The 22,833-nt window shown below is 42.7% G+C and carries 20 protein-coding genes; 13 read left to right on the top strand and 7 right to left on the bottom strand.

Going from position 1 to position 22,833, the window contains the following annotated elements:
* Positions 1-120: 120 nt before the first annotated feature.
* The 9 genes from RCH62_RS00470 to RCH62_RS00430 all read left to right on the top strand — a co-directional run bounded on the left by RCH62_RS00470 (position 121) and on the right by RCH62_RS00430 (position 9,240).
* Positions 121-1,386, top strand: a complete 1,266-nt coding sequence (locus RCH62_RS00470) for a S41 family peptidase (protein WP_195611998.1) — start codon at positions 121-123, stop codon at positions 1,384-1,386.
* A 146-nt stretch (positions 1,387-1,532) separates the two neighbouring features.
* Positions 1,533-1,661 (top strand): teichoic acid D-Ala incorporation-associated protein DltX, encoded by a 129-nt coding sequence (locus tag RCH62_RS00465; RefSeq protein ID WP_195611997.1) that lies wholly within the window; start codon positions 1,533-1,535, stop codon positions 1,659-1,661.
* A gap of 14 nt (positions 1,662-1,675) precedes the next feature.
* Complete coding sequence (gene dltA / locus RCH62_RS00460) at positions 1,676-3,226, top strand: D-alanine--poly(phosphoribitol) ligase subunit DltA (protein ID WP_048690311.1); 1,551 nt, start codon at positions 1,676-1,678, stop codon at positions 3,224-3,226.
* Positions 3,223-4,473, top strand: coding sequence for a D-alanyl-lipoteichoic acid biosynthesis protein DltB (gene dltB, locus RCH62_RS00455; protein ID WP_048690309.1), 1,251 nt, complete (start codon positions 3,223-3,225; stop codon positions 4,471-4,473). The genes dltA and dltB overlap by 4 nt, the downstream gene beginning before the upstream one ends.
* A gap of 18 nt (positions 4,474-4,491) precedes the next feature.
* Positions 4,492-4,731, top strand: a complete 240-nt coding sequence (gene dltC / locus RCH62_RS00450; protein WP_006595371.1) for a D-alanine--poly(phosphoribitol) ligase subunit DltC — start codon at positions 4,492-4,494, stop codon at positions 4,729-4,731.
* Positions 4,724-5,992: a D-alanyl-lipoteichoic acid biosynthesis protein DltD gene (gene dltD, locus RCH62_RS00445; RefSeq protein ID WP_306474365.1), complete on the top strand. Its 1,269-nt coding sequence runs from the start codon at positions 4,724-4,726 to the stop codon at positions 5,990-5,992. Before dltC ends, dltD begins: the two co-directional genes overlap by 8 nt.
* A 144-nt stretch (positions 5,993-6,136) precedes the next feature.
* Positions 6,137-6,373: a hypothetical protein gene (locus RCH62_RS00440; RefSeq protein WP_306474369.1), complete on the top strand. Its 237-nt coding sequence runs from the start codon at positions 6,137-6,139 to the stop codon at positions 6,371-6,373.
* 100 nt (positions 6,374-6,473) lie between these two features.
* Positions 6,474-8,228, top strand: coding sequence for an aspartate--tRNA ligase (aspS, locus tag RCH62_RS00435; RefSeq protein ID WP_306474364.1), 1,755 nt, complete (start codon positions 6,474-6,476; stop codon positions 8,226-8,228).
* Between the two features lie 70 nt (positions 8,229-8,298).
* Positions 8,299-9,240, top strand: coding sequence for a YitT family protein (locus RCH62_RS00430; protein ID WP_048690300.1), 942 nt, complete (start codon positions 8,299-8,301; stop codon positions 9,238-9,240).
* Positions 9,241-9,274: 34 nt separating this feature from the next.
* On the opposite strand, the gene pulA is transcribed toward RCH62_RS00430, so the two are convergent.
* The 6 genes from pulA to RCH62_RS00400 all read right to left on the bottom strand — a co-directional run bounded on the left by pulA (position 9,275) and on the right by RCH62_RS00400 (position 16,848).
* A complete protein-coding gene (pulA, locus tag RCH62_RS00425) occupies positions 9,275-11,326 on the bottom strand; it encodes a type I pullulanase (protein WP_125335129.1) in 2,052 nt (683 codons plus the stop codon).
* An 8-nt stretch (positions 11,327-11,334) separates the two neighbouring features.
* Positions 11,335-12,318 (bottom strand): LacI family DNA-binding transcriptional regulator, encoded by a 984-nt coding sequence (locus RCH62_RS00420; protein WP_048690295.1) that lies wholly within the window; start codon positions 12,316-12,318, stop codon positions 11,335-11,337.
* 11 nt (positions 12,319-12,329) lie between these two features.
* The gene (locus tag RCH62_RS00415; RefSeq protein WP_306474363.1) at positions 12,330-13,142 is read right to left on the bottom strand and encodes a DUF1189 domain-containing protein; all 813 of its coding nucleotides are present in this window, start codon (positions 13,140-13,142) and stop codon (positions 12,330-12,332) included.
* A 228-nt stretch (positions 13,143-13,370) separates the two neighbouring features.
* Positions 13,371-14,213 carry a sugar ABC transporter permease gene (locus RCH62_RS00410; protein ID WP_006596980.1) on the bottom strand — a complete coding sequence of 281 codons (843 nt, stop codon included), beginning with the start codon at positions 14,211-14,213 and terminating at the stop codon, positions 13,371-13,373.
* Position 14,214: 1 nt separating this feature from the next.
* Positions 14,215-15,510: a sugar ABC transporter permease gene (locus RCH62_RS00405; protein ID WP_129822584.1), complete on the bottom strand. Its 1,296-nt coding sequence runs from the start codon at positions 15,508-15,510 to the stop codon at positions 14,215-14,217.
* A gap of 81 nt (positions 15,511-15,591) precedes the next feature.
* Positions 15,592-16,848, bottom strand: coding sequence for an extracellular solute-binding protein (locus RCH62_RS00400; protein ID WP_048690288.1), 1,257 nt, complete (start codon positions 16,846-16,848; stop codon positions 15,592-15,594).
* Positions 16,849-17,321: 473 nt separating this feature from the next.
* Here RCH62_RS00400 and malQ point away from each other — a divergent pair, with 473 nt between their 5' ends.
* The 4 genes from malQ (at position 17,322) to nrdI (ending at position 22,364) form a co-directional block, all read left to right on the top strand.
* On the top strand, positions 17,322-18,854 hold the full coding sequence (gene malQ / locus RCH62_RS00395) for a 4-alpha-glucanotransferase (RefSeq protein WP_306474361.1): 1,533 nt from the start codon (positions 17,322-17,324) through the stop codon (positions 18,852-18,854).
* A gap of 42 nt (positions 18,855-18,896) precedes the next feature.
* Positions 18,897-21,155 carry a glycogen/starch/alpha-glucan family phosphorylase gene (gene glgP, locus RCH62_RS00390; RefSeq protein WP_195550386.1) on the top strand — a complete coding sequence of 753 codons (2,259 nt, stop codon included), beginning with the start codon at positions 18,897-18,899 and terminating at the stop codon, positions 21,153-21,155.
* A 173-nt stretch (positions 21,156-21,328) separates the two neighbouring features.
* On the top strand, positions 21,329-21,841 hold the full coding sequence (locus RCH62_RS00385; RefSeq protein WP_006595384.1) for a hypothetical protein: 513 nt from the start codon (positions 21,329-21,331) through the stop codon (positions 21,839-21,841).
* A 55-nt stretch (positions 21,842-21,896) separates the two neighbouring features.
* Positions 21,897-22,364, top strand: a complete 468-nt coding sequence (gene nrdI / locus RCH62_RS00380) for a class Ib ribonucleoside-diphosphate reductase assembly flavoprotein NrdI (RefSeq protein WP_123160721.1) — start codon at positions 21,897-21,899, stop codon at positions 22,362-22,364.
* A gap of 87 nt (positions 22,365-22,451) precedes the next feature.
* Here nrdI and RCH62_RS00375 read toward each other — a convergent pair whose 3' ends face one another.
* A complete protein-coding gene (locus RCH62_RS00375) occupies positions 22,452-22,697 on the bottom strand; it encodes a hypothetical protein (protein ID WP_006596982.1) in 246 nt (81 codons plus the stop codon).
* Between the last annotated feature and the right edge of the window lie 136 nt (positions 22,698-22,833).

Raw genomic sequence — 22,833 nt, 5'->3', positions numbered from 1 at the left:
TGCTCGACAATGCAAAGACAATTGAGAGGCTAGGACTTTTGTCCCAGCCTCTTTTTAGGCTTTTAAGAACTTTTTAAGGAAAAGTGGTATACTATTTCTAAAAAATTTAAGGAGTCCTGTATGAGAAAAAGAGCTATTTTTGAAGATGTCGTCTCCATTATGACTCACGATTCATCTACCATCAAAGACCGAAAAGGATGCGATCCAGAGCCTTTTCGAGAAAAAATGACAGATGATATGACGGATGATGCCTTTCTCTATCAAGTCAGATCCTACCTAGCTAGTTTTGGAATTATTGGCCATATCTCCTTTCAGAATAAAAAAGCTAGGCAGAAAGGCTTTCTCTTACGCGTAATGGACCATCAACTTTATGTTGAAAAGGCGAATGAAGACACGGGACTCCAAGCAGGGGATCAGATCCTAGGTCTGGATGGAAGTGACTTGGAGCGGGTAGCGTCTCTCCATAAGGACTATTTTATCAGTAAGACCCCTGAAAGACACTACCGAGAATGGGCGGATTTGGTCTCTCAGTCCACAAGGGTCACCCTGCTTCGAGAAGGGGTAGAAAAGACCATTGAAGTAGTACCCAGTCGAGAACCAATCCAAGATCAGATTTTTTGGAAACGATTAGACGACGAGATTCTTTATCTTCGTCTGGATAATTTTATGGATGAAGGAGCTATTAGTCGGGTATATCAAGAGTGTTTACCCATGATGACGGAGGTCAAGTTTCTTCTCATTGATGTCCGACAGAACGGCGGAGGGACAGATTCTTTATATTTCCCTCTATTACATCTAGGCTTAGAGAAGGATCAGGGCTATGATTCGCTTGACTGGGACGATGATGGCATGGAAATTCTCTATACGGAACGTAATGTTGATCTGCGCTTGAAAGACTTTGAGGACTGGATGCAGCAGGAAGAAATTAGTCCTGAAACCATTAAACTGCTTGGAGATATGAAAGAAGATTTGCTCCGCCATCGGGGAAAGGGATTTGTACCGTATCAGCAAGAAAGCGAGGAATTCTTCCCAGAGGTTAAAGGTGGCCACTATCCTGAACGGATCTTTGTCTTATCAGATATCTATTGCGGTTCATCTGGGGATAACTTTGTTCAGATGATGAAGCAGTTTAAGAAGGTAACGGTGGTAGGTAGACCAACTCTCGGAATTTTAGACTATTCCAATTGTTGTACCGTTGATTATGGCGATTATCAATTGATGTTTCCTACTTCTCGTTGTCTATGCGTAGATCAAGGGAAAGGAATGACGGATCAAGGTGTGGAGCCGGATATAGAGGTTCCATGGAGTCCCGACCATTTTGAGAGAGATGTAGATCTAGACAAGTGTTTGGAGCTAATTCGTCAGAGTTGCGAAACGGCAAGATAATGCTTAGATAGCGGTTGGCTTAAATCAGGATAGCAATCGTCTCTTATGGTAACGTTTTCTAGTATTTTTTCCTTGTGTTTGGATTGCTATGACTGAACAAAAAATGGTAAAATAGTCAGTGAAAATCAAAATGAAGAGTGAAAAAGATGAAACATAAAACACTTTATAAATTTATAGGGCAAACAATCTTGTATTTCGTTATTTTCTTAGCCCTACTCTATTTCTTTAGTTACCTTGGTCAAGGTCAAGGTGGCTTTATTTACAATGAATTCTAAAGGAGATCCCTACCGTGTCAAACCAACCAATTACTGATATGATCGAGGCGATTGAGCGCTTCGCCCAACTGCAACCAGACTATCCTGTCTACAATGTCCTTGGAGAAGAGCATACCTATGGCCAATTGAAGGCAGACTCAGATAGCTTAGCAGCCCACATTGACCAAATGGGACTTCCTGAAAAGTCACCTGTTGTGGTCTTTGGTGGTCAAGAATATGAAATGTTGGCAACCTTTGTGGCCTTGACCAAATCTGGCCATGCTTATATCCCAATTGATAGCCATTCTGCCTTGGAGCGCGTGTCTGCCATTCTTGAAGTGGCTGAGCCAAGCCTGATCATTGCCATCAATGAGTTTCCAATCGAAAACCCAGCTGCTCCGATCATGTCCTTGGAGCAAGTGCGTGAAGCTTATGCGGCTCAGAATGCTTATGATTTGCAACATCCGGTCAAGGGGGATGATAACTACTACATCATCTTTACCTCTGGAACAACTGGAAAACCAAAAGGGGTGCAAATTTCGCATGATAACTTGCTCAGCTTTACTAACTGGATGATCACAGACAAGGAATTTGCGACGCCAGAGCGTCCGCAAATGTTGGCGCAACCGCCCTATTCTTTTGACTTGTCTGTCATGTATTGGGCACCAACCTTGGCTCTTGGTGGAACCCTTTTTGCTCTTCCATCAGCCATCACGCAAGACTTCAAACAACTCTTTGCGACCATTTTTTCTCTTCCGATTGCAATCTGGACTTCGACGCCATCTTTTGCAGATATGGCCATGCTGTCTGAAGATTTCAATGCTGAAAAGATGCCAGGCATTACCCATTTCTACTTTGATGGGGAAGAGTTGACCGTGAAAACGGCTCAGAAATTGCGCGAGCGTTTCCCAAATGCACGCATCATCAATGCTTATGGTCCAACGGAAGCAACTGTTGCTTTGTCGGCAGTGGCTATCACAGATGAGATGTTAGCGACTCTTAAACGCTTGCCAATCGGCTATACCAAAGAAGATTCTCCAACCTTCATCATTGATGAGGAAGGGAACAAATTGCCAAATGGAGAGCAAGGGGAAATCATCGTGTCTGGACCAGCTGTTTCAAAAGGTTATATGAATAATCCAGAGAAAACAGCAGAAGCCTTCTTCGAATTTGAAGGTCTTCCAGCCTACCATACGGGAGATGTCGGAACCATGACAGATGAAGGCCTCCTTCTCTATGGTGGACGGATGGACTTCCAGATCAAGTTTAATGGTTACCGTATCGAATTAGAGGATGTTTCTCAAAACTTGAATAAGTCTCAGTACATCGACTCGGCTGTCGCAGTACCGCGCTACAACAAAGATCACAAGGTTCAAAATCTCTTGGCCTATGTCATCTTAAAAGATGGGGTCAAGGAACAATTTGAGCGCGAGATTGATATTACCAAAGCGATCAAGGAAGATTTGGAGCACATCATGATGTCTTATATGATGCCTTCAAAATTCCTCTACCGTGACAGCTTGCCGCTAACTCCAAACGGGAAAATCGACATCAAAGGGTTGATTAGCGAGGTTAACAACCGATGATCGAGTTCTTGAAACAGCTCCCTCATTTAGAACCCTATGGCACCCCGGTCTACTTTATTTATCTGATTGGGGCCTTATTGCCTATCTTTGTTGGTCTCTTCTTTAAGAAGCGTTTCCCAGTCTATGAAGCCTTGGTCAGCTTAGCCTTTATTGTTTTGATGTTGACAGGGACGGATTTGAAACAAATCTATGCGGTTCTTTTCTACCTCTTTTGGCAAATCCTTTGGGTCTATTCTTATAAAATCTATCGAAGCCAGCGTGATAACAAGTGGGTCTTTTACCTTCACTCTTTCTTGGTCGTTTTGCCCTTGGTTTTTGTGAAGGTGCAACCAGCCATTGATGGGACCCAGTCTTGGATGGGCTTCCTTGGGATCTCCTATCTGACCTTCCGAGCGGTAGGGATGATTATCGAGATGCGAGATGGGACCCTCAAAGAATTTAGTCTCTGGGAATTCTTGCGTTTCTTGCTCTTTATGCCGACTTTTTCAAGTGGGCCGATCGACCGCTTCAAACGCTTCAATGAAGATTACCTAACGATTCCAGATCGGGATGAGCTCCTCGATATGCTGGAGCAGAGCGTCAAGTATATCATGCTTGGCTTTCTCTATAAGTTTATTCTAGCTCATATCTTTGGTCATCTCTTGCTAGGTCATGTCAAGACTTATGCCCTTCTTCAAGGGGGCATCTTTAACCTAGGAACCTTAGGGGTGATGTATGTCTTTGGTTTGGACCTCTTCTTTGACTTTGCAGGCTATTCCATGTTTGCCCTTGCGGCGTCCAACTTGATGGGGATTAAGAGCCCAATTAACTTTAACCTCCCTTTCAAATCGCGTGATTTAAAGGAATTTTGGAATCGTTGGCACATGAGCTTGTCTTTCTGGTTCCGTGACTTTGTCTTTATGCGTCTGGTCATGGTCTTGATGCGCAACAAGGTCTTTCAGAGTCGGATTACAACGTCAAATGTTGCCTATATCATCAACATGTTGGTCATGGGCTTCTGGCATGGAGTGACCTGGTATTATGTTGCTTATGGCCTCTTCCACGGTCTAGGTCTCGTGATCAATGATGCCTGGCTGCGGAAGAAGAAGACACTGAATAAAGAGCGCAAAGCAAAAGGACTTGAGCCCCTGCCAGATAATCGCTGGACTCAGGCTCTTGGAATCTTTATTACCTTCAACACCGTTATGCTGTCCTTCCTGATCTTCTCAGGTTTCTTGGATCAGCAATGGTTTCCAAAAATGAAATAAGAAAAGGAAAAATGAAAAATGGATGTAAAATCACAAGTAATTGAAATTATTGACGAATTGTTTATGGAAGATGTCTCAGACATGATGGATGAGGATCTCTTTGATGCCGGTGTTCTTGATAGCATGGGAACCGTTGAGTTGATTGTTGAATTGGAAAACCGCTTCGATATTCGGGTTCCAGTATCTGAATTTGGTCGTGATGACTGGAATACTGCCAACAAAATCGTAGAAGGTGTCATGGAGCTTCAGAATGCTTAAACGATTGTGGCTGATTCTGGGTCCAGTCTTTTGCGCCATGGCTCTTGTCGCTGCTCTTCTCTTTTTCTATCCGATTAACCACAAACATAATCTGACAGAGGAGAAAAAGGTCGCAGTGAGCTTGACGGCAGAAGGCTTTAAAAGTCGTGCCCGTAAGGAAGAAGCGCTCGGGGATCCCAACTATCGTTTTGTACCCTTCTTTGGTTCCAGCGAATGGTTGCGATTTGACATCGTCCACCCAGCTGTACTAGCAGAGAAGTATGATCGCTCTTACCGTCCATATTTTCTAGGTCAACGAGGGGCAGCGTCTTTGAACCAATATTTTGGGATGCAGCAAATTCTTCCTCAACTAGAAGGGAAAACGGCTGTTTATGTAGTATCGCCCCAGTGGTTTACGAAGGACGGTTATGATTCATCGGCCTTCCAGCAATACTTTAACAGTGATCAATTAACGAGTTTTTTGGCCAACCAAGAAGCTGGACCAGCAAGCCAGTATGCGGCATCTCGTCTCTTGCAGCAGTACCCTAATGTAGCTATGCAGGGAGGAGTTCAGAAGCTAGCCAAAGGTCAAAATCTATCTAGTTTTGAAAAAGGTCTCAATCAGACCCTCATGCATTTTGTTCGTCGGGAGGATGCCTTCTTTAGCACCTTTACGGCAATGAACAATAGCAACTATGAGAAGAAAGTTCTCTCTCGCTTGAATGATTTGCCAGATACATTTTCTTACGAAGTCTTGGAAGAGGTGGCGACGGCGGAAGCCAAAAAGAAAACCAATAATAATAAACTAGGCATTAGTAATAGCTTCTATACCCATCGCCTTGCGAGTAAGCTCAAGAAACTCAAAGGATTCCAAAAGAATGAATCCTATGAACAATCCCCAGAATACAATGATTTACAACTGGTCTTGGATCAGTTTGCTCAATCTAAAACCAATGTCATCTTTGTCATCCCTCCAGTGAACTCTAAATGGATGGCTTATACAGGCTTGAGTAAAGAAATGTATCAACGGACAGTTGAAAAAATTCGTTACCAACTAGAAAGTCAAGGCTTTACCCATATTGCTGATTTTTCTAAAGATGGTGATAAACCTTACTTTATGCAGGACACCATTCATATGGGCTGGAATGGATGGTTGGCATTTGACAAGGCAGTTGATCCTTTTGTCTCCAACCCTCAACCGGCACCTGAATACAAGATTAACAATCGTTTCTTAAGTCAGGACTGGGCTAACTATAAAGGCCAGCCGGATCAATTTAAGTAAGATGCGAAGAGGTTGAGAATACCCAGTCTCAACCTTTTTTCCTATGGTTTTGAAGAAACTTATCCCCATATTCACAGACTTATCCACAGACTTGTGGATAAGTCTATCTACTAGAAAGAGAGGAATTGGTAAACCATGAAAACAATGAAGAAAATAGCTGTTTATGCGATTCTTCAAGGAAGCGTGATTTTTCTTATTACGGGCGTCATCACCCAATTCATCAGAGGAGATTTCTTTTTCCGTGGCTTGGCTCCAATATTTGGAGTCTTGGCGGCTATCATGCGTTTTGGAACAGCTAGTCTGATGAAAATCTTGGCTCCAACCCTGTACGATGAAGAGGCCAAACAAGAGAAAACTCCTACCGGGAAAGAAGCTGAATAAAAGCACTGTTTTTTCTGGAAAAATCTCTGGAAAAGCACTTATCTGACAGGCTTTATGGTAAAATAGAAGGAAGAATATTAGTTTGGAGAGTAAAAATACAATGAAACGTTCCATGTATGCTGGACGTGTTCGCGAGGAACACATTGGACAAGAACTAACCCTCAAAGGATGGGTAAGTCGACGCCGTGATTTGGGTGGCTTGATCTTTATTGATTTGCGGGACCGTGAAGGGATTATGCAATTGGTCATCAATCCAGAAACTGTCAGTTTGGAAGTCATGGCAACGGCCGAGAGCCTTCGTAGCGAGTATGTGATCGAAGTGACAGGTCAAGTTGCTGCCAGACAGCAAGCTAATGATAAAATTGCAACAGGTCATGTTGAAATGCATGTTTCTTCCTTGACTGTCCTTAATACGGCAAAAACCACACCATTTGAGATCAAGGATGGCATTGAAGCCAACGATGATACCCGTCTACGCTATCGATATTTGGACTTGCGTCGTCCAGAGATGTTGGAAAACTTGAAATTGCGTGCCAAGGTAACCCACTCTATTCGGAATTACTTGGATGAGTTGGAATTTATTGATGTGGAAACACCTTTCCTTTCTAAGTCAACTCCAGAAGGGGCGCGTGACTATCTCGTTCCATCTCGTGTCAACAAGGGTCACTTCTATGCCTTGCCTCAAAGTCCTCAAATCACGAAACAATTGTTGATGAATGCTGGCTTTGACCGCTATTATCAAATCGTCAAATGTTTCCGTGACGAAGATTTACGTGGAGACCGTCAACCTGAGTTTACACAGGTCGATATAGAAACCTCCTTCCTGACAGAGCAAGAAATTCAAGACATTACGGAAGGTTTAATCGCGCGTGTCATGAAAGAAACCAAGGGAATCGAAGTGACACTTCCTTTCCCACGGATGAAGTACGATGATGCGATGGCTCTTTACGGTTCTGACAAACCAGATACTCGTTTTGAGATGCTCTTGACAGACTTGACAGAAGTTGTAAAGGGCGTAGACTTCAAAGTCTTCTCAGAAGCTCCAGCAGTGAAAGCCATTGTGGTCAAAGGAGCAGCAGACAACTACTCACGTAAAGATATCGATAAGATGACCGAAGTAGCCAAACAATATGGGGCCAAAGGTCTTGCATGGGTCAAGGTAGCTGATGGTGCTTTAAACGGCCCAGTTGCTAAGTTCTTGACAGACGTGACAACAGAGTTGACAAGTGCTTTACAGTTGGAAGAAAAAGATTTGGTCCTCTTTGTAGCGGATACACTAGAAGTAGCCAATGCAACCCTAGGTGCCCTTCGTTGCAGAATTGCCAAGGAATTAGACCTCATCGACAACAATCAATTCAACTTCCTTTGGGTGGTAGATTGGCCAATGTTTGAGTGGTCTGAAGAAGAAGGCCGTTACATGAGTGCCCACCATCCCTTTACACTTCCGCAAGCAGATACAGCTCATGAATTAGAGGGCGATCTTGCCAAGGTACGTGCCATTGCCTATGACATTGTGCTCAATGGTTACGAACTTGGCGGAGGAAGTCTCCGGATCAACCAAAAAGAATTGCAAGAACGAATGTTTACGGCTCTCGGTTTCTCAAAAGAAGATGCGACAGAGCAATTTGGTTTCTTGCTAGAAGCTATGGATTATGGTTTCCCTCCACATGGTGGATTGGCTCTTGGTTTGGACCGTTTTGTCATGTTGTTAGCTGGTGAGGAGAATATCCGTGAAGTGATTGCCTTCCCTAAGAACAACAAGGCAACAGATCCAATGACCCAAGCTCCTTCTACAGTAGCCACCAAACAACTGGAAGAGTTGAGTCTACAAGTAGAAGTCAAAACTGAGGAGTAAGAATAAAAGCGGAAAATCCGCAGAAGTAGCTTCTGGGATTTTCCCTTTATTTATAAATTAAGAGATAGTCATGAAAAAAACTCGCTTAGGTAAAATCTTACGTTATTATGTGAGAAGAATTGCTTATAATTTTAAATTATTACGGGTCTTGAAAAGTATTTCCCGCGAAAAGTATGATGAAAAGATTTCAGCCTCATTGGTCTATGGATTTTTATCTGCGATTGCTGTGAACTTCTTTTTCCAGCCGGGACGTGTCTATTCGAGTGGAGCAACAGGGTTAGCACAGATTGTTTCTGCTCTTAGTGATCGATTTTTGGGCTTTACCATTCCTGTTTCCTTGTCGTTTTATGCCATCAATCTGCCCTTAATGATCATTGCCTGGTATCAAATTGGCCATAAGTTTACCATTTTCACCTTTATCACGGTGTCCATGAGTTCCTTCTTTATCCAATTTGTCCCAGTAGTTACGCTCACCAATGACCCTATCATGAACGCCCTGTTTGGGGGTGTAGTTATGGGGACAGGGATTGGTTTTGCCCTTCGGAATAATATCTCCAGTGGGGGAACCGATATTGTTAGTTTGACCATTCGAAAGCGAACGGGCAAGAACGTCGGCAAAATTTCTCTCATTGTCAATGGGACCATCATGTTGATAGCAGGGATGACCTTTGGTTGGAAGTATGCCCTCTATTCGATGATTACCATTTTTGTTTCTAGTCGAGTGACAGATGCTGTCTTTACAAAGCAGAAGCGGATGCAAGCCATGATTGTCACTAGCCAACCGGATAAGATTATTGAGAAAATCCATAAGCGATTGCACCGTGGGGCAACCATTATTCACAATGCCGAAGGGACCTATAATCATCAGGAAAAAGCCGTCTTACTCACGGTTATTACCCGAGCAGAGTTTAATGAGTTTAAATTTTTAATGAAAAAAGCAGACCCTCAAGCTTTTATAACAATTTCAGACAATGTTCATATTATTGGACGCTTTGTCGAAGTAGAAGACTAAAAAATTCCTGCAAGAAGTTCTTGCAGGAATTTTTTTATGCTTGTTCTACCAAGATCCAACCATGGCCTGGAACGGTAAATTCTTCTTGAGAAAGTCCTTGCTCTCTTCCATACACATGAGGGTAGGCAATCGTTAATCTTGCAGATTGTTTGAGTCGATAAGTCCATTCTTGATCCCCCAGGTTGACCAAGATAAGCAACTTACGACCATCTTTCTCAATGCTGTAAGAGAAGGTTTTCTCCGAAGTCCAAGTAACTTGACAATAGTCTCGAATGTCTTGGGCATTCACAAGGCGAAGGAGCTCTTCCTCTTTACGATAGGCAATCAATTCGCGCAGGAACTGAATATCTGTTTCATAAGCTGTAGAAGAAAGCCAGTCTAGTTGATTTAGAGCATCTGGAAGATTGTAAGTATTCTCTTCTAAGCCCTTGCTGCGATAGAATTCTTGGCCAGCATGTAGAAAAGGAACTCCTTGAGCCAAGAGGACGAGATGCAAGCCAAGTCGAGCTTTAGTCTGACGTACCTCTACTGAAATGTTTGGGTCTTCAACCTTGAGGTAGTCAAAGAAGGTTGCGTTATCATGGCATTCCACATAGTTAATTGCCTGTTGAGGACGCACAAAGTGGGGGGTTCCTTTGAGTCCGACGTTACCAGTCAAAATATTGGCAAGATCATTGGCCTGATAGCGGCTGTCTATACGTCCTTCGTTGAGGATGCTTCGTTTAATGGTATCACGGAAGTTGTCACTGAAGAAGCCATACGGACGAAGTTGACTGGCATTGTATTGATGGGCCAGGAGTTCAGGATCCAGTCCAGTATCCATCTTCCAGCCTTCTCCATAAAGGTAAATGTTGGGGTAAATGGCTGCTAATTCTTCTTGAATTTCCATCATGGTTTGGCGGTCAAGAATGCCCATCAAGTCAAAGCGAAAACCATCAAAGCCGTAGAGTTGAACCCACTGCTTGACTGACTGCTTGATGTAGTTGCGAACCATGGCTCTCTCGCTAGCTACATCGTTCCCACAGAAGGTTCCGTTGGTTCGTTGGCGGTCTTGGTCATAGCGATAGAAATAGCCTGGGACAATCCGCTCAAAAGCAAATTCATCAGAGAGGTAAACATGGTTATAAACCACATCCATGATGAGGCTGAGATCTGCTTCGTGATAGGCATCAATCACTTGCTGCAACTCTAGGATCCGTTGGTAAGGATCATTTGGTTGGCTACTAAAACTTCCCTCAGGAACATTGTATTGCACAGGGTCATAGCCCCAATTGTAGGAAGCAGTAGGATTTGTTTCATCTACGCTTCCGAAATCATAGAGGGGCATGAGCTGAACATGAGTAATACCCAGGGATTTCAAATAGTTAAAGCCAAAGGTCTGGTCTCCATGCTTAGGAGATTCTAAGAGAGCTGGGAAGGTAGCAGGATGTTGGAAACCAGCTTCTTTTTGCATGGAGAAGTCCCGGACGCTCAATTCATAAATAATAGCCTGAGTCGGATCTAGTTGGGTTGCGGCTCTCTGGATAGGGCGCTCAATCTTGTGTCGGTCGATGACATAGCTAGCTCCTGAATTGGCTTCAGAAGAAAGAGCATAAGGATCATGGACGATATGGGTTACAGCGTTGACTTGGTGCTGGTAGTAATAAGAGGCTTTTTCCCAGTCTCCTTCGAGTTCTAAACGCCATACACCTTTTTCTGTCAGCTCCATCGGGTAGGCAGTTTGGTTGATCAAGAGCTGAACCTCTTGAGAAATGGGAGCCCAAAAGGCAAAGCAGGTTTTTTCTTTGGAGTAACGAGCTCCTAAATCCTCTCCATCATAAGCATATAGCTGATCAAAGATGGGTTGGCGGACGATGTCGCGGTAGTGTAGGAGGCAGGTTTCTCCCTTAGCGTTGGAGAGGGTATAGCTTTGACTCATGTCGATGGGAAGGGGGCTTCGAAGAGTTTTTTCTTCCTCTGTCGGCAGAAGTTCAATTGTTTTCGAACCAGACGTCAATGTAAAAGGAAGAGAGGCCATTACGCTCTCTCCTCCTTCCATGCGAATCAAGTCTTGGTCGTCTAAATAAGCTGCAAAGTTGGTGGTCATAGGTTCTCCTAAAGTTCAATAATCGAGTGTTCAATGAGCTGTCTGTAGCAAACAGTTTTGTTTTCCTTGTTGTCCTTAATAATTTGGAGCAAGGTTCTGACAGATTCGCGTCCCAATTCGACCGTATTGATATCAATATAGGCGTCAATTGGAATTCGTGGTTGAATAGAGTCGAAGGAAATAATTGGAAGATCGACTTGTTTGTCGCTCAGGTATCTCCGAACCCCTTCAGCAACTAGGATATCTGTTGTCATAAGTGCTTCCAGTTCTTCAAAAGGCAGGGTATCCATGATTTGGTAAGAATTTTCTTCTAGCATGAAACCAAAGGAGAACTTGACCAATTCCTCACGGAGAGGGATCTGGTGACTGGCAAGAGCTTCTTGGTAGCCCTTGTAGCGGTCTTGAGAAACGGCCAATTCCTTATTTCCTCCAACAAAGGCGATGTGTTGGTATCCTTTCTTGATGAAATATTCGGTCGCATCAAAGGCGGCCTTAACATTGTCGTTATCGACTAAGGATACAAAAGGAGAAGTTGCTTTTCCCAAAATCAAGAAAGGAAATTTATCTTGAATACAGAAGTCAACCAAAGGATCATTCAATTTGGAATAGAGGAAGATGAGTCCATCTACCCGCTTACCATAAATCATTTGTTTGAGTTGATCGAGGCGGTGGGTTTCATTAGCCCCTGTACAAATCTGAATGGCATAGCCATAATCAGAAGCAACCTGACTAATCCCACGGAGGACCGTAGGGAAGAAGGGGTTTTGGAAGAACACATCACTTTCATCAGGCAAGACAAGGGCAATGACCTGACTGGACTGGCTCACTAAGCTACGAGCATTGAGGTTTGGATGGTAATCTAGTTCTTTCATGGCAGAACGAACCCGTTCTTTAGTGGCTTCACTGATGGTAGATTTATTTTGAATCACTCGTGTAACGGTAGATGGTGCAACGCCGGCAAGTTTGGCTACATCTTTGATGGTGACACGCATAAAGGACCTCCCTAAGGTTTGTAATCTGGATCCCGGAAATGAGTCTTATAGAAGGCAAGCGCGAGGAACAAGACAAATAGGATATTTTGGATCAAGATGGTTGTAGTAAAGACTTGGTGGAATACTAAACTGATCAGGACGCTCGCAAGAATAGGCAATCCTAGACAGTTGAGTGTGAAATTGAAGCATTCTTTGAAGGTCTTGAGAGAGAAGAGACGTGACTTCCGTGTCAAGAAGAGGAAGAAGGAAGCTCCAAATACTAAAATAGCAAAATTCACAGCAGATAAGAAACCTGAGAAGAGGACGAGGAAGAGACTAACAGCCAATCGATTGGCCTGGAACCAATCTTTGGAAATGGCCTTAGTGAGTTCCTTTTTGTCCTGGATGCTCTCTTGATTGATGGCTTGGTAAGGAATCGTAGCCAGTTCTTTCTTTTCTTTACTTACAATCAATTGATTTTTATCGAAATAAAGAGTTAATTTTTCTCCTAATTGAGTTCCTTCGTGATGGCCTAAGATAACATGACCAGCCTCATTTTTATGAACTCCAAAATGACTGTTATAGACTAGTTCTTGCTGATTGATCTGTATGTTTTCTTTAAAATCCTTCATAACATCGTCTGTTAAGGGATCAAAGACATCACTAACGAAGGTGGTTAAGGGGTAGGTCTGTAGTTCTGCATTTTGAATGGCAACAGGAATGAGGGTCAAGGATAGAAGAAAGAGTGAGGTAAAGACCATTTGGAACCAATTAAGTTGTTTGCGGTTGGCAAATGCTTTTCTTACCTGAAAAAGGCTGGAAAAATAGTTAAATGGATAGGGCATGAAGAGACCTTTCTAATCTCCGGGATGGGTTTCCCTTGTATGGAGAGCATAACAAGATTTTATCCTTAACCAAAGATGGGAGAGAAACTGGTAGCAAATCAATCAACTTGCTACCCTTGTCCCACTCCCATCCTTTCCTTAAAGATAAAATTAATGTGACTGGGAGAAAAGCACGAGAGGAGATCTTGTCCTTTTCATCATGGCTGGAAGGTTATAGAAAAGTTTATTTTATCCTTTATCCCCACCAGCTGTCAAGCCTGAAACAAAGTTCTTTTGAAGGAAGAAGAACAGAACACAGATTGGAACTGCAATCAGAATCGCACCTGCCGCAAAGAAGGCAATCTTTTGATTTTTTTGGTCGCTGATAAAGGTTTGAAGACCAACAGCTACCGTGTAATTGATTTCATCGCGAAGCAAGAATTTAGACAAGATGTAGTCTCCAAAAGGTCCCATGAAGGCCCAAAGAGCTTGTACCGCAATCATTGGGCGAACCAATGGAAGGACGATTTGCCAGAAGCGACGGAAGTGTCCAGCACCATCCAATTTTGCAGATTCATCAAGTGAAATTGGGACTGTATCGAAGTAACCCTTCATCAACCAAGCGTTCATTGGGATTCCTCCACCGACATAGAGGAAGATGAGGAACCAGCTGTGGTTCAAGGCATTCAACATCAAGGCCATAACGAAGAAGGCAGTCAAAGCAGCCATGGTAGGCACCATTTGGATAATCAAGAAGAAGACCAAACTTTGCTTACGAGCCAAGAAGTTGTAGCGGCTGTATGCATATCCTGCCAAGGTAATGATGGATGTTTGAGCGACCATGGTAATAATGGCGATGATCAAGGTGTTGAGATACCAGGTACCATATAAGGTGTCCGTAAAGAGTTTTTGGAAGTTATCAAAGCTGAGACTGCCACTGAAATCAAGCGTAAAGGCACTGACATTACCAGTTTTGAAGGCTGAAAGAACCGTGATCAACAATGGATAGATGATGATGATGGAAAGGACAACCAAGTAGAGGTAAGTCAAGAAATGATTAAGGCGGCGTTTAAATTGAACTGAATTTTTCATTTTACACATCCTCCATATCAAATGCGTGCAGTTTCTTGAAGGCAATCATCGAGATCGAGATGACAATCAAAGAGATGATCAACGTAACCGCAGCAGCCATTGAGTATTGAGGTGATGAGTTCGTTGTCAATTTATAGATCCAAGAAATCAAGATATCTGTCGAACCAGCATTACCACCAACAGATCCAGGTCCACCATCGTTAAAGAGGTAGATAATGGAGAAGTTGTTAAAGTTGAAGGTGTATTGGCTGATGAGAGTTGGTGCCGCAACCGCCAAAATCATTGGGAAGGTAATGTTGCGGAATTTTTGCCAAGCGTTGGCCCCATCAATATAGGCTGCTTCGTAAAGGTCGTTTGGAATAGATTGCAAGATTCCGAGTGTCAAGACGTAAATGTAAGGGAAGCCGAGCCAACCTTGCATCATAATCAAAGCAATCTTCGTCCAGGTAGGATCAGTTTTCCAAGGAATGAGAACCCCATCCAAGAATGGGAAAATCTTCGCAAAGAGCGGAAGGACTTGCGCATTGATGGCCCCGATACTATCGTTGAACATGTTTGAGAATGTCAAGATCGTAATGAAGGCAGGAACCGCCCAAGGAAGAAGGAAGATAACACCGAAGATGCGTTTTCCTTTAATGAATGGTTGGTTGGCAATAATAGCCGTTAGGATACCAAGAACGATTTGAAGAGTAGAAGCTGCCAAGGCCCAGATCAAGGTCCAGCCCAATACAGATGTAAAGGCAGAACGGAAGGTACTCAAAGTCCACATGTTGGTGAAGTTTTGAAGTCCGATCCAATCAAGGAGCGTAAAACGAGCTGTATGCTTAAAGTCGTAGTTGGTAAAGGCAATCATCAAGGTAACCAAAACAGGGAAGATGATTGCAAAGGTCATGGCAATATAAGAAGGGATGATCAAGAGATATGGGAAGCCATTTTCATAGATAGCATTCACCATCTCTTTTAGGGTCTTCGGCACTCGAATCCCGTTATTAATTCGCTTAGCTACAGTACCCGCATCTTTGATATTCAAGGCGTAGAACATCAAATAAACGACGGTGATAATTAAGTGGAAGGCACCACGAATCAAGATAAAAAGAGAATTATCTTTTCCACGGACAGTACCGAGGGTAACTAGTTTAGACAATTCCTCCAAACCAATACCGAAAAAGTAAGCGAGAAAGACAAGTGTTACACCGAGGAAGATGTACCCTTTTGCTTTCTGTTTGTTATAGATTTGTCCCAAGCCAGGAATGAGGGATAACCACATTGCCTTTTTTGGATTTTGTTGTGTTTCCATATCGACTCCTTATAAGTGAGCGACCAGAGGCCACATCACAGCGAAAGGCTGGGAAACACTCCCAGCCCCTTGGGAACTGTATTACTTGCCACCGAATTTTTGTTCGATAGTTTCTTTGATTAATTTAACAGCATCGTCAGCAGCATCTTTAGAAGATTTCTTACCACTTACAGCGTCGAAGAGCATAGTTGCAGCTGGATCCCAAACAGTACTCATTTCAGAGATGTTTGGCATTGGTTGTGCATTTTCAAACTGTTTAACAACGGCAGTTGTCAACTCATCGTTTTTACCAACAGCATACTCACGAGCTTCTGTGTTAGCTGGCACTTCGTTTGTCTTATCGTAGAAAGCTTTTTGTTGATCAGTTGAAGTCAAGAAGTCTACGAATTTTTGAGCTGCTTCAGGGTGGTTAGCACCTGCAGGGATAACCCAAGCTTTACCACCACCGAAGGCAGAGTAGGCTTTTCCATTTGGAAGAGTAGGGATTGTTGCTACACCGTAGTTTACTTTTGCTTCTTTCAATGAAGATGCTTTCCATGGACCATCGATGATGGCAGCTGTCTTACCTTCTTGGAATTGAGTTTGGATGAAGTTTGCAGCGCCTTTAGTGTCTTGCAATCCTTTAGGCCATTTAGCGTACCAAGTTTTTGCGTATTCGATACCATCAATCGCACCTTGGTTGTTCAAACCAACATCTTTTGGATCTGTACCATCTTTACCGAAGACATAGCCACCGTTACCTGAAAGAAGTCCATATGCATAGTAGAAGTTTGTCCAGTCAGCAAGGAAGGCAGTGTTTTTACCAGCTTCGCCAGCGAAGTCATACTTGCTGTCTTTTGCCAATTCTTCAAGTTCACCAAATGTTTTTGGAGCTTCTTGCATGAGGTCTTTGTTGTAGTAAAGAACCAATGTTTCGATAACTGCTGGTGCACCGTATACTTTACCACCGTTTGTTACAAGTGATTCAGTTGTTTTGTCAGTCTTGCTGTCTTTGTTCAATTTCACTTCAGCCAATTGACCGTCGTTACCAAGACCACCTACGCGGTCGTATGGTGCCATCATAACGTCTGGAGCTTTACCAGATTGGTTGTCAAGAGACAATTTGTCCAATCCACCAAGAGCGTCACCTGTCTTGATCGTTACTTTTGTTCCACTTTCTTTTTCAAAAGCTTTCGCAGCTTCTTCCATGTAAGCTTTGTAACCATTGTCAACGTAGACTGTCAACTCGTTTTCAGAAGCAGCAGAGTCGTCTTTTTTGCCTCCACAAGCTACCAAAAGAAGTGATGCGAATCCAACTGTACCAAGTACAGCAGCGCTTCGAAGAATTGTGCGTTTCATGATTTATTCCTCCTAAAGAATAAAAATAATATTATTAGTTGAAAACATTTTAGACAAACGTTTTCCTTAACACGAATAGTATATCACAGGAAGAAAACGTTTGCAAGTTCTTTGTGCAAAAAAATTTAAAAATTTTTTATCTTCTATTAAGTACACACAAATAGTTGACAAGAAAATAAGAAAAGGATAAACTAGGCGTGGGGTGAACCTGCAGAAAAAATCATAAAAGTTTAGGAAACCTCTTGCATAAACCACAAGAATACTTTATAATGGACACGTAACGCAAACGTTTTCCTTAAACGTTGCATAAAGATGATCTAGGGTCATTTATAAATAGGTTAAATTTTTTTCTATTTCTGACAATTGCACTCTTCCTAACCCTTCTAAAAGTCGGAATGAGAACTGGATTAGAGTAGAAAGTTGGTCTATTTTTCTTCGAAACAAAAAATATTAAACTAAAGGTGGTACCCTCAATGAAAAAACGCCAAAGTGGTGTCTTGATGCACATTTCATCCTTGCCTGGGAAGTATGGAATCGGTTCGTTTGGTCAAGCAGCTTACGATTTTGTCGATTTCCTCGTTCGGACTAAGCAACGGTATTGGCAAATTTTGCCTCTCGGAACAACCAGTTATGGAGATTCTCCTTATCAATCCTTCTCGGCTTTTGCAGGCAACACCCACTTTATTGACTTCGATCTCTTGATCGAGCAAGGGCTCTTGGATGCATCCGATGTCGAAGGTGTTGATTTTGGTCAAGACCCAACAGAAGTAGACTATGCGAAGATCTTCGAACAACGTCGTCCTCTTCTAGAAAAAGCGGTTAAAGCTTTTATTGAAAACGGTGATTGGGATGACTTCAGCCGTTTTGCTGAAGAAAATGCAGCTTGGTTGGAATTATTTGCTGAATACATGGCTATTAAAGAGCACTTTGAATTAAAAGCATGGACAGAATGGCCAGACGCTGCGATTCGTGCACGTCAACCGGAAGCCCTCACTTCATACCGCGCTCAATTGGAAGACAAATTGACTTACCATCGAGTAACACAGTATTTCTTCTTCAAACAATGGTTGAAATTGAAAGCATACGCTAACGACAACCATATTGAGATCGTAGGTGATATGCCAATCTACGTAGCGGAAGATTCAAGCGATATGTGGGCAAATCCTCATCTCTTTAAAACAGATGAAAATGGAAAAGCAACCTGCATCGCAGGATGCCCACCAGATGAGTTCTCAGCAACTGGTCAGCTTTGGGGCAACCCAATCTATGACTGGGAAGCAATGGACAAAGATGGTTACAAATGGTGGATTGAACGCTTGCGTGAGAGCTTCAAAATCTACGACATCGTGCGGATTGACCACTTCCGTGGCTTCGAGTCTTACTGGGAAATCCCAGCTGGTTCTGATACAGCAGCACCAGGTAAATGGGTTAAAGGTCCTGGCTACAAACTCTTTGCCGCAGTGAAAGAAGAACTTGGTGATTTGAACATCATCGCAGAAGACCTTGGCTTCATGACTGACGAAGTCATTGAGCTTCGTGAGCGCACAGGCTTCCCAGGCATGAAGATCCTTCAATTTGCCTTCAATCCTGACGATGAAAGTATCGACAGCCCTCACTTGGCACCAAACAACTCAGTTATGTATACAGGAACACACGATAATAACACTGTTCTTGGGTGGTATCGCAATGAAATTGACGATCCAACTCGTGAGTACCTTGCTCGTTACACCAACCGTAAAGAATACGAATCTGTTCCACATGCGATGCTTCGTACCGTCTTTGCTTCAGTCAGCTTTATGGCCATCGCTACCATGCAAGATTTGTTAGAGTTGGATGGCTCAGCTCGTATGAACTTCCCATCTACCCTTGGTGGCAACTGGGCATGGCGGATGACAGCGGATCAATTGACTCCTGCTGTTGAGCAAGAATTACTTGATTTCACAACCATCTATCGTCGTGAAAATACTGACTTGGTGAAAGAAGAAGCGAAAAAAGCAGAAAAATAATCTTTCCCCCTATCTAATCAAAACACAAGGAGACACTTAACCATGGAATCATTACAAAAATATGTGATTGATCATCATCAAAAAACAATTGCAGAATGTTCAAACGAAGAATTGTACATTGCTTTGCTTAATTACACCAAGCAGGCAAGTGCCCAAAAGAAATTAAATACTGGTAAGAAAAAAGTTTACTATATCTCAGCTGAGTTCTTGATCGGTAAACTCTTGTCTAACAACTTGATCAACTTGGGTCTTTACGACGATGTTAAAAAAGAATTGTCAGATGCTGGTAAAGACTTGATCGAAGTCGAAGAAGTGGAATTGGAACCATCACTTGGTAACGGTGGTTTGGGACGTTTGGCAGCCTGCTTTATCGACTCTATCTCAAGCCTTGGTTTGACAGGGGATGGGGTTGGTTTGAATTACCACTTTGGTTTGTTCCAACAAGTTCTTAAAAACAACCAACAAGAAACGATTCCAAATGCGTGGTTGACTGACCAAAGCTGGCTCGTTCGTTCAAGCCGTAGCTACCAAGTGCCATTTGCACACTTTACATTGACTTCTACGCTTTATGATATCGATGTACCTGGTTACAAGATCGAAACCAAGAACCGCTTGCGCTTGTTTGACTTGGATTCAGTTGATTCATCCATCATTGAAGATGGTATCAACTTTGACAAGACAGATATCGCTCGCAACTTGACTCTTTTCCTTTACCCAGATGATAGTAACCGTCAAGGGGAATTGCTCCGTATTTTCCAACAATACTTCATGGTTTCAAACGGTGCACAATTGATCCTCGACGAAGCGATCGAAAAAGGAAGCAACTTGCATGACCTTGCTGACTACGCAGTTGTACAAATCAATGATACTCACCCATCTATGGTCATTCCTGAGTTGATCCGTCTCTTGACTGAACGCGGTATCGAAATGGATGAAGCTATCTCTATCGTTCGTAGCATGACCGCTTACACTAACCACACAATCCTTGCAGAAGCCCTTGAAAAATGGCCACTTGAATTCTTGCAAGAAGTGGTTCCTCACTTGGTACCAATCATTGAAGAATTGGACCGTCGTGTTCGTGCTGAACACAAAGATCCAGCTGTTCAAATCATTGATGAACACGATCGTGTCCACATGGCCCACATGGATATCCACTATGGATACAGTGTAAACGGGGTTGCAGCTCTTCACACTGAAATCTTGAAGAACTCAGAGTTGAAGGCCTTCTACGACCTTTACCCAGAAAAATTCAACAACAAAACAAACGGAATTACCTTCCGTCGTTGGCTTATGCATGCCAACCCAAGCTTGTCTCACTACTTGGATGAGATCCTTGGACGTGACTGGCACCATGATGCTTCTAAGTTGGAAGACCTTCTCTCATACGAAGATAAAGCTGCTGTCAAAGAAAAATTGGAAAACATCAAAGCCCACAACAAACGTAAATTGGCTCGTCACTTGAAAGATCACCAAGGTGTGGAAATCAATCCAAATTCTATCTTTGATATCCAAATCAAACGTCTTCACGAGTACAAACGTCAACAAATGAACGCTTTGTATGTCATCCACAAATACTTGGACATCAAGGCTGGTAATATCCCTGCTCGTCCAATCACAGTCTTCTTTGGTGGTAAAGCAGCTCCTGCCTACACCATCGCTCAAGATATCATCCACTTGATCCTTTGCTTGTCAGAAGTCATTGCAAACGACCCAGCAGTAGCTCCACACTTGCAAGTAGTGATGGTTGAAAACTACAACGTGACTGCAGCAAGCTTCTTGATCCCAGCATGTGATATCTCTGAACAAATCTCATTGGCTTCTAAAGAAGCTTCAGGTACTGGTAACATGAAATTCATGTTGAACGGCGCTTTGACGCTTGGTACTATGGACGGAGCTAACGTGGAAATCGCTGAGTTGGTTGGAGACGAAAACATCTATATCTTCGGTGAAGATTCAGAAACTGTTATCGACCTTTACGCAAAATCAGCATACAAATCAAGCGAATTCTACGCTCGTGAAGCGATCAAACCATTGGTTGACTTTATCATCAGCGACGCTGTTCTTGCAGTTGGTAACCAAGAACGTTTGTCTCGTCTTCACAATGAGTTGATCAACAAAGACTGGTTCATGACCCTTCTTGACTTGGAAGACTACATCAAAGTCAAAGAGCAAATGTTGGCTGACTACGAAGACCGTGACGCATGGTTGGATAAAGTCATCGTCAACATTGCCAAAGCAGGATTCTTCTCATCTGACCGTACCATCGCTCAGTACAACGAAGATATCTGGCACTTGAACTAATTTGTTTTCGACATTCTAGAAGCAATATACTTAGAAAGAAGAGCTCCTTTTGAATCATATCCTGATTTAGAGGGAGCTTTTTTAGAACAGGATCGCTGGGAAAATCTAAACTTGCGCTTCCCTAAGGTTCACGTTATAATAAATACTATGGATATTAGAAACGAGGAAATACAATGAAGAAAAATCCAATTTATATGTATGTCTTGCTAGCTCTATCAGCGATGGGAACTCTATTAACTGCTCAGTCCTTCTTTGGATTGGCTAAAGTGGAGCTCACAGATGAAATGGCAGCTTCTTTGAACTTAACCACTGCTCTTGAACGGGAAGAATACAAAGCCTTCCTTGAGAAATTAATCGTAGCCTTACGCGGACCGATTGCTTGGTTGTTGCTATCTCTTTTGATTGGGGGCTTGATTGCAGTTGCCTATTTCTTCCTGTCTAAAAAGGATATTGTTAAGGCGACCTATGCCTATATGGGACAGATTGGTGCCTTTGTCTTAATGAGCTTGCATAATTTCTTGTCTTATCGTTCTTCTATGTCTGTGATCACGTCAGACAAATTGCGGACCTTGTTGCAGGCTTCTAGCTTATATGCACTTGTCTTGAGTGTGGTTGTAGCCCTTGTTTACTTGGGAATCCTCCTCTACAAATTGAAAAATAGACCAGCTAGCGACCTTCAAGCTTAGATCATAGCATTAAAAAACTCCTCAAGTCTGGAACAAAGAAGAGGAGCTGGTCTGATTGGAGAAGAAAATGAAAGTATGTTTTGTCTATATCAGTTTAAGTGGCAATACTGAAAGTTTTGTTCGTCGTCTCAGTGATTATCTATGGGAGCAGTACCCTGACTTGGTCATTGAAAAAATCCATGTCAAAGACCTAGTCAAAGAAGGGAAGCCCTTCTTTGAAGTTGATACACCTTTTATCGCCTTTTTGCCGACCTACCTAGAAGGAGGAAATGGTGTTGATAATGGAGATGTGGAAATTTTAACGACCGATGTAGCAGACTTTATCGCCTATGGAGACAATGCCACTAAATGCTTGGGAGTTGTAGGATCAGGAAATCGCAACTTCAACAATCAATATTGCCTAACGGCCAAGCAGTACAGCCAACGCTTTGGTTTCCCTATGCTAGCAGACTTTGAGATGAGAGGAATGCTAGGGGATATCAAAAAAGTAGCGGCCATTGTAGAAGATTTGTATCGTCTTTAAAACAAAAGAACCAAGCCTATGCTTGGTTCTTATTTGTTGCGGTTGAAGAGAGAGGGGTCATATTTTGTATGACTCCTCTTTTAGGGCTTATTTTAATTGATCGGTGATTTCTTTCGAGAGCAAGAGGCCAAGGCGATAGTCCTTATTGATGGCGTGGATGACATCGTTGATGTTTTCCGTCGTTTGGATTTGTTCCTTGATGCTTGCTTTGAAGGCTTCATCTTTTAAGAGTTGTTCTTGTAAAATCTTTTGCAGTTTTTCTCTCTCGTATTTATTGATTAAAAAGAGAATGAGCAGACTAACTAAAATAAGAATATAAACAGTTTGATTCATAGGGTTCTCCAGAGGATAAGATAATGGATGAAGGGAAGCGATAATCCCTAAAAATATAGGTGTGTTTAGCATGAGAAAAGGAGTGAGATGGAACTAAATAAGGTTTATTTAGCGATTCCTCTCACCCCTACAAGAG

This window comes from Streptococcus sp. (assembly GCF_030825805.1).
Classification (GTDB): Bacteria; Bacillota; Bacilli; order Lactobacillales; family Streptococcaceae; genus Streptococcus.
Note: the sequence above shows the minus strand (reverse complement) of the source record. Positions and strands in the feature narration are given on the sequence as shown.

Bases quoted from the DNA above. Each gene is read 5' to 3' on its own strand.
- RCH62_RS00420 (WP_048690295.1), bottom strand. From the start codon at position 12,318: ATGCGTGTCACCATCAAAGATGTAGCCAAACTTGCCGGCGTTGCACCA.
- RCH62_RS00415 (WP_306474363.1), bottom strand. From the start codon at position 13,142: ATGCCCTATCCATTTAACTATTTTTCCAGCCTTTTTCAGGTAAGAAAA.
- RCH62_RS00430 (WP_048690300.1), top strand. From the start codon at position 8,299: ATGAAAAAAACTCGCTTAGGTAAAATCTTACGTTATTATGTGAGAAGA.
- RCH62_RS00400 (WP_048690288.1), bottom strand. From the start codon at position 16,848: ATGAAACGCACAATTCTTCGAAGCGCTGCTGTACTTGGTACAGTTGGA.
- RCH62_RS00385 (WP_006595384.1), top strand. From the start codon at position 21,329: ATGAAGAAAAATCCAATTTATATGTATGTCTTGCTAGCTCTATCAGCG.
- RCH62_RS00410 (WP_006596980.1), bottom strand. From the start codon at position 14,213: ATGAAAAATTCAGTTCAATTTAAACGCCGCCTTAATCATTTCTTGACT.
- pulA (WP_125335129.1), bottom strand. From the start codon at position 11,326: ATGACCACCAACTTTGCAGCTTATTTAGACGACCAAGACTTGATTCGC.
- malQ (WP_306474361.1), top strand. From the start codon at position 17,322: ATGAAAAAACGCCAAAGTGGTGTCTTGATGCACATTTCATCCTTGCCT.
- aspS (WP_306474364.1), top strand. From the start codon at position 6,474: ATGAAACGTTCCATGTATGCTGGACGTGTTCGCGAGGAACACATTGGA.
- RCH62_RS00440 (WP_306474369.1), top strand. From the start codon at position 6,137: ATGAAGAAAATAGCTGTTTATGCGATTCTTCAAGGAAGCGTGATTTTT.
- RCH62_RS00375 (WP_006596982.1), bottom strand. From the start codon at position 22,697: ATGAATCAAACTGTTTATATTCTTATTTTAGTTAGTCTGCTCATTCTC.
- dltB (WP_048690309.1), top strand. From the start codon at position 3,223: ATGATCGAGTTCTTGAAACAGCTCCCTCATTTAGAACCCTATGGCACC.
- dltD (WP_306474365.1), top strand. From the start codon at position 4,724: ATGCTTAAACGATTGTGGCTGATTCTGGGTCCAGTCTTTTGCGCCATG.
- dltC (WP_006595371.1), top strand. From the start codon at position 4,492: ATGGATGTAAAATCACAAGTAATTGAAATTATTGACGAATTGTTTATG.
- RCH62_RS00465 (WP_195611997.1), top strand. From the start codon at position 1,533: ATGAAACATAAAACACTTTATAAATTTATAGGGCAAACAATCTTGTAT.
- glgP (WP_195550386.1), top strand. From the start codon at position 18,897: ATGGAATCATTACAAAAATATGTGATTGATCATCATCAAAAAACAATT.
- RCH62_RS00405 (WP_129822584.1), bottom strand. From the start codon at position 15,510: ATGGAAACACAACAAAATCCAAAAAAGGCAATGTGGTTATCCCTCATT.
- RCH62_RS00470 (WP_195611998.1), top strand. From the start codon at position 121: ATGAGAAAAAGAGCTATTTTTGAAGATGTCGTCTCCATTATGACTCAC.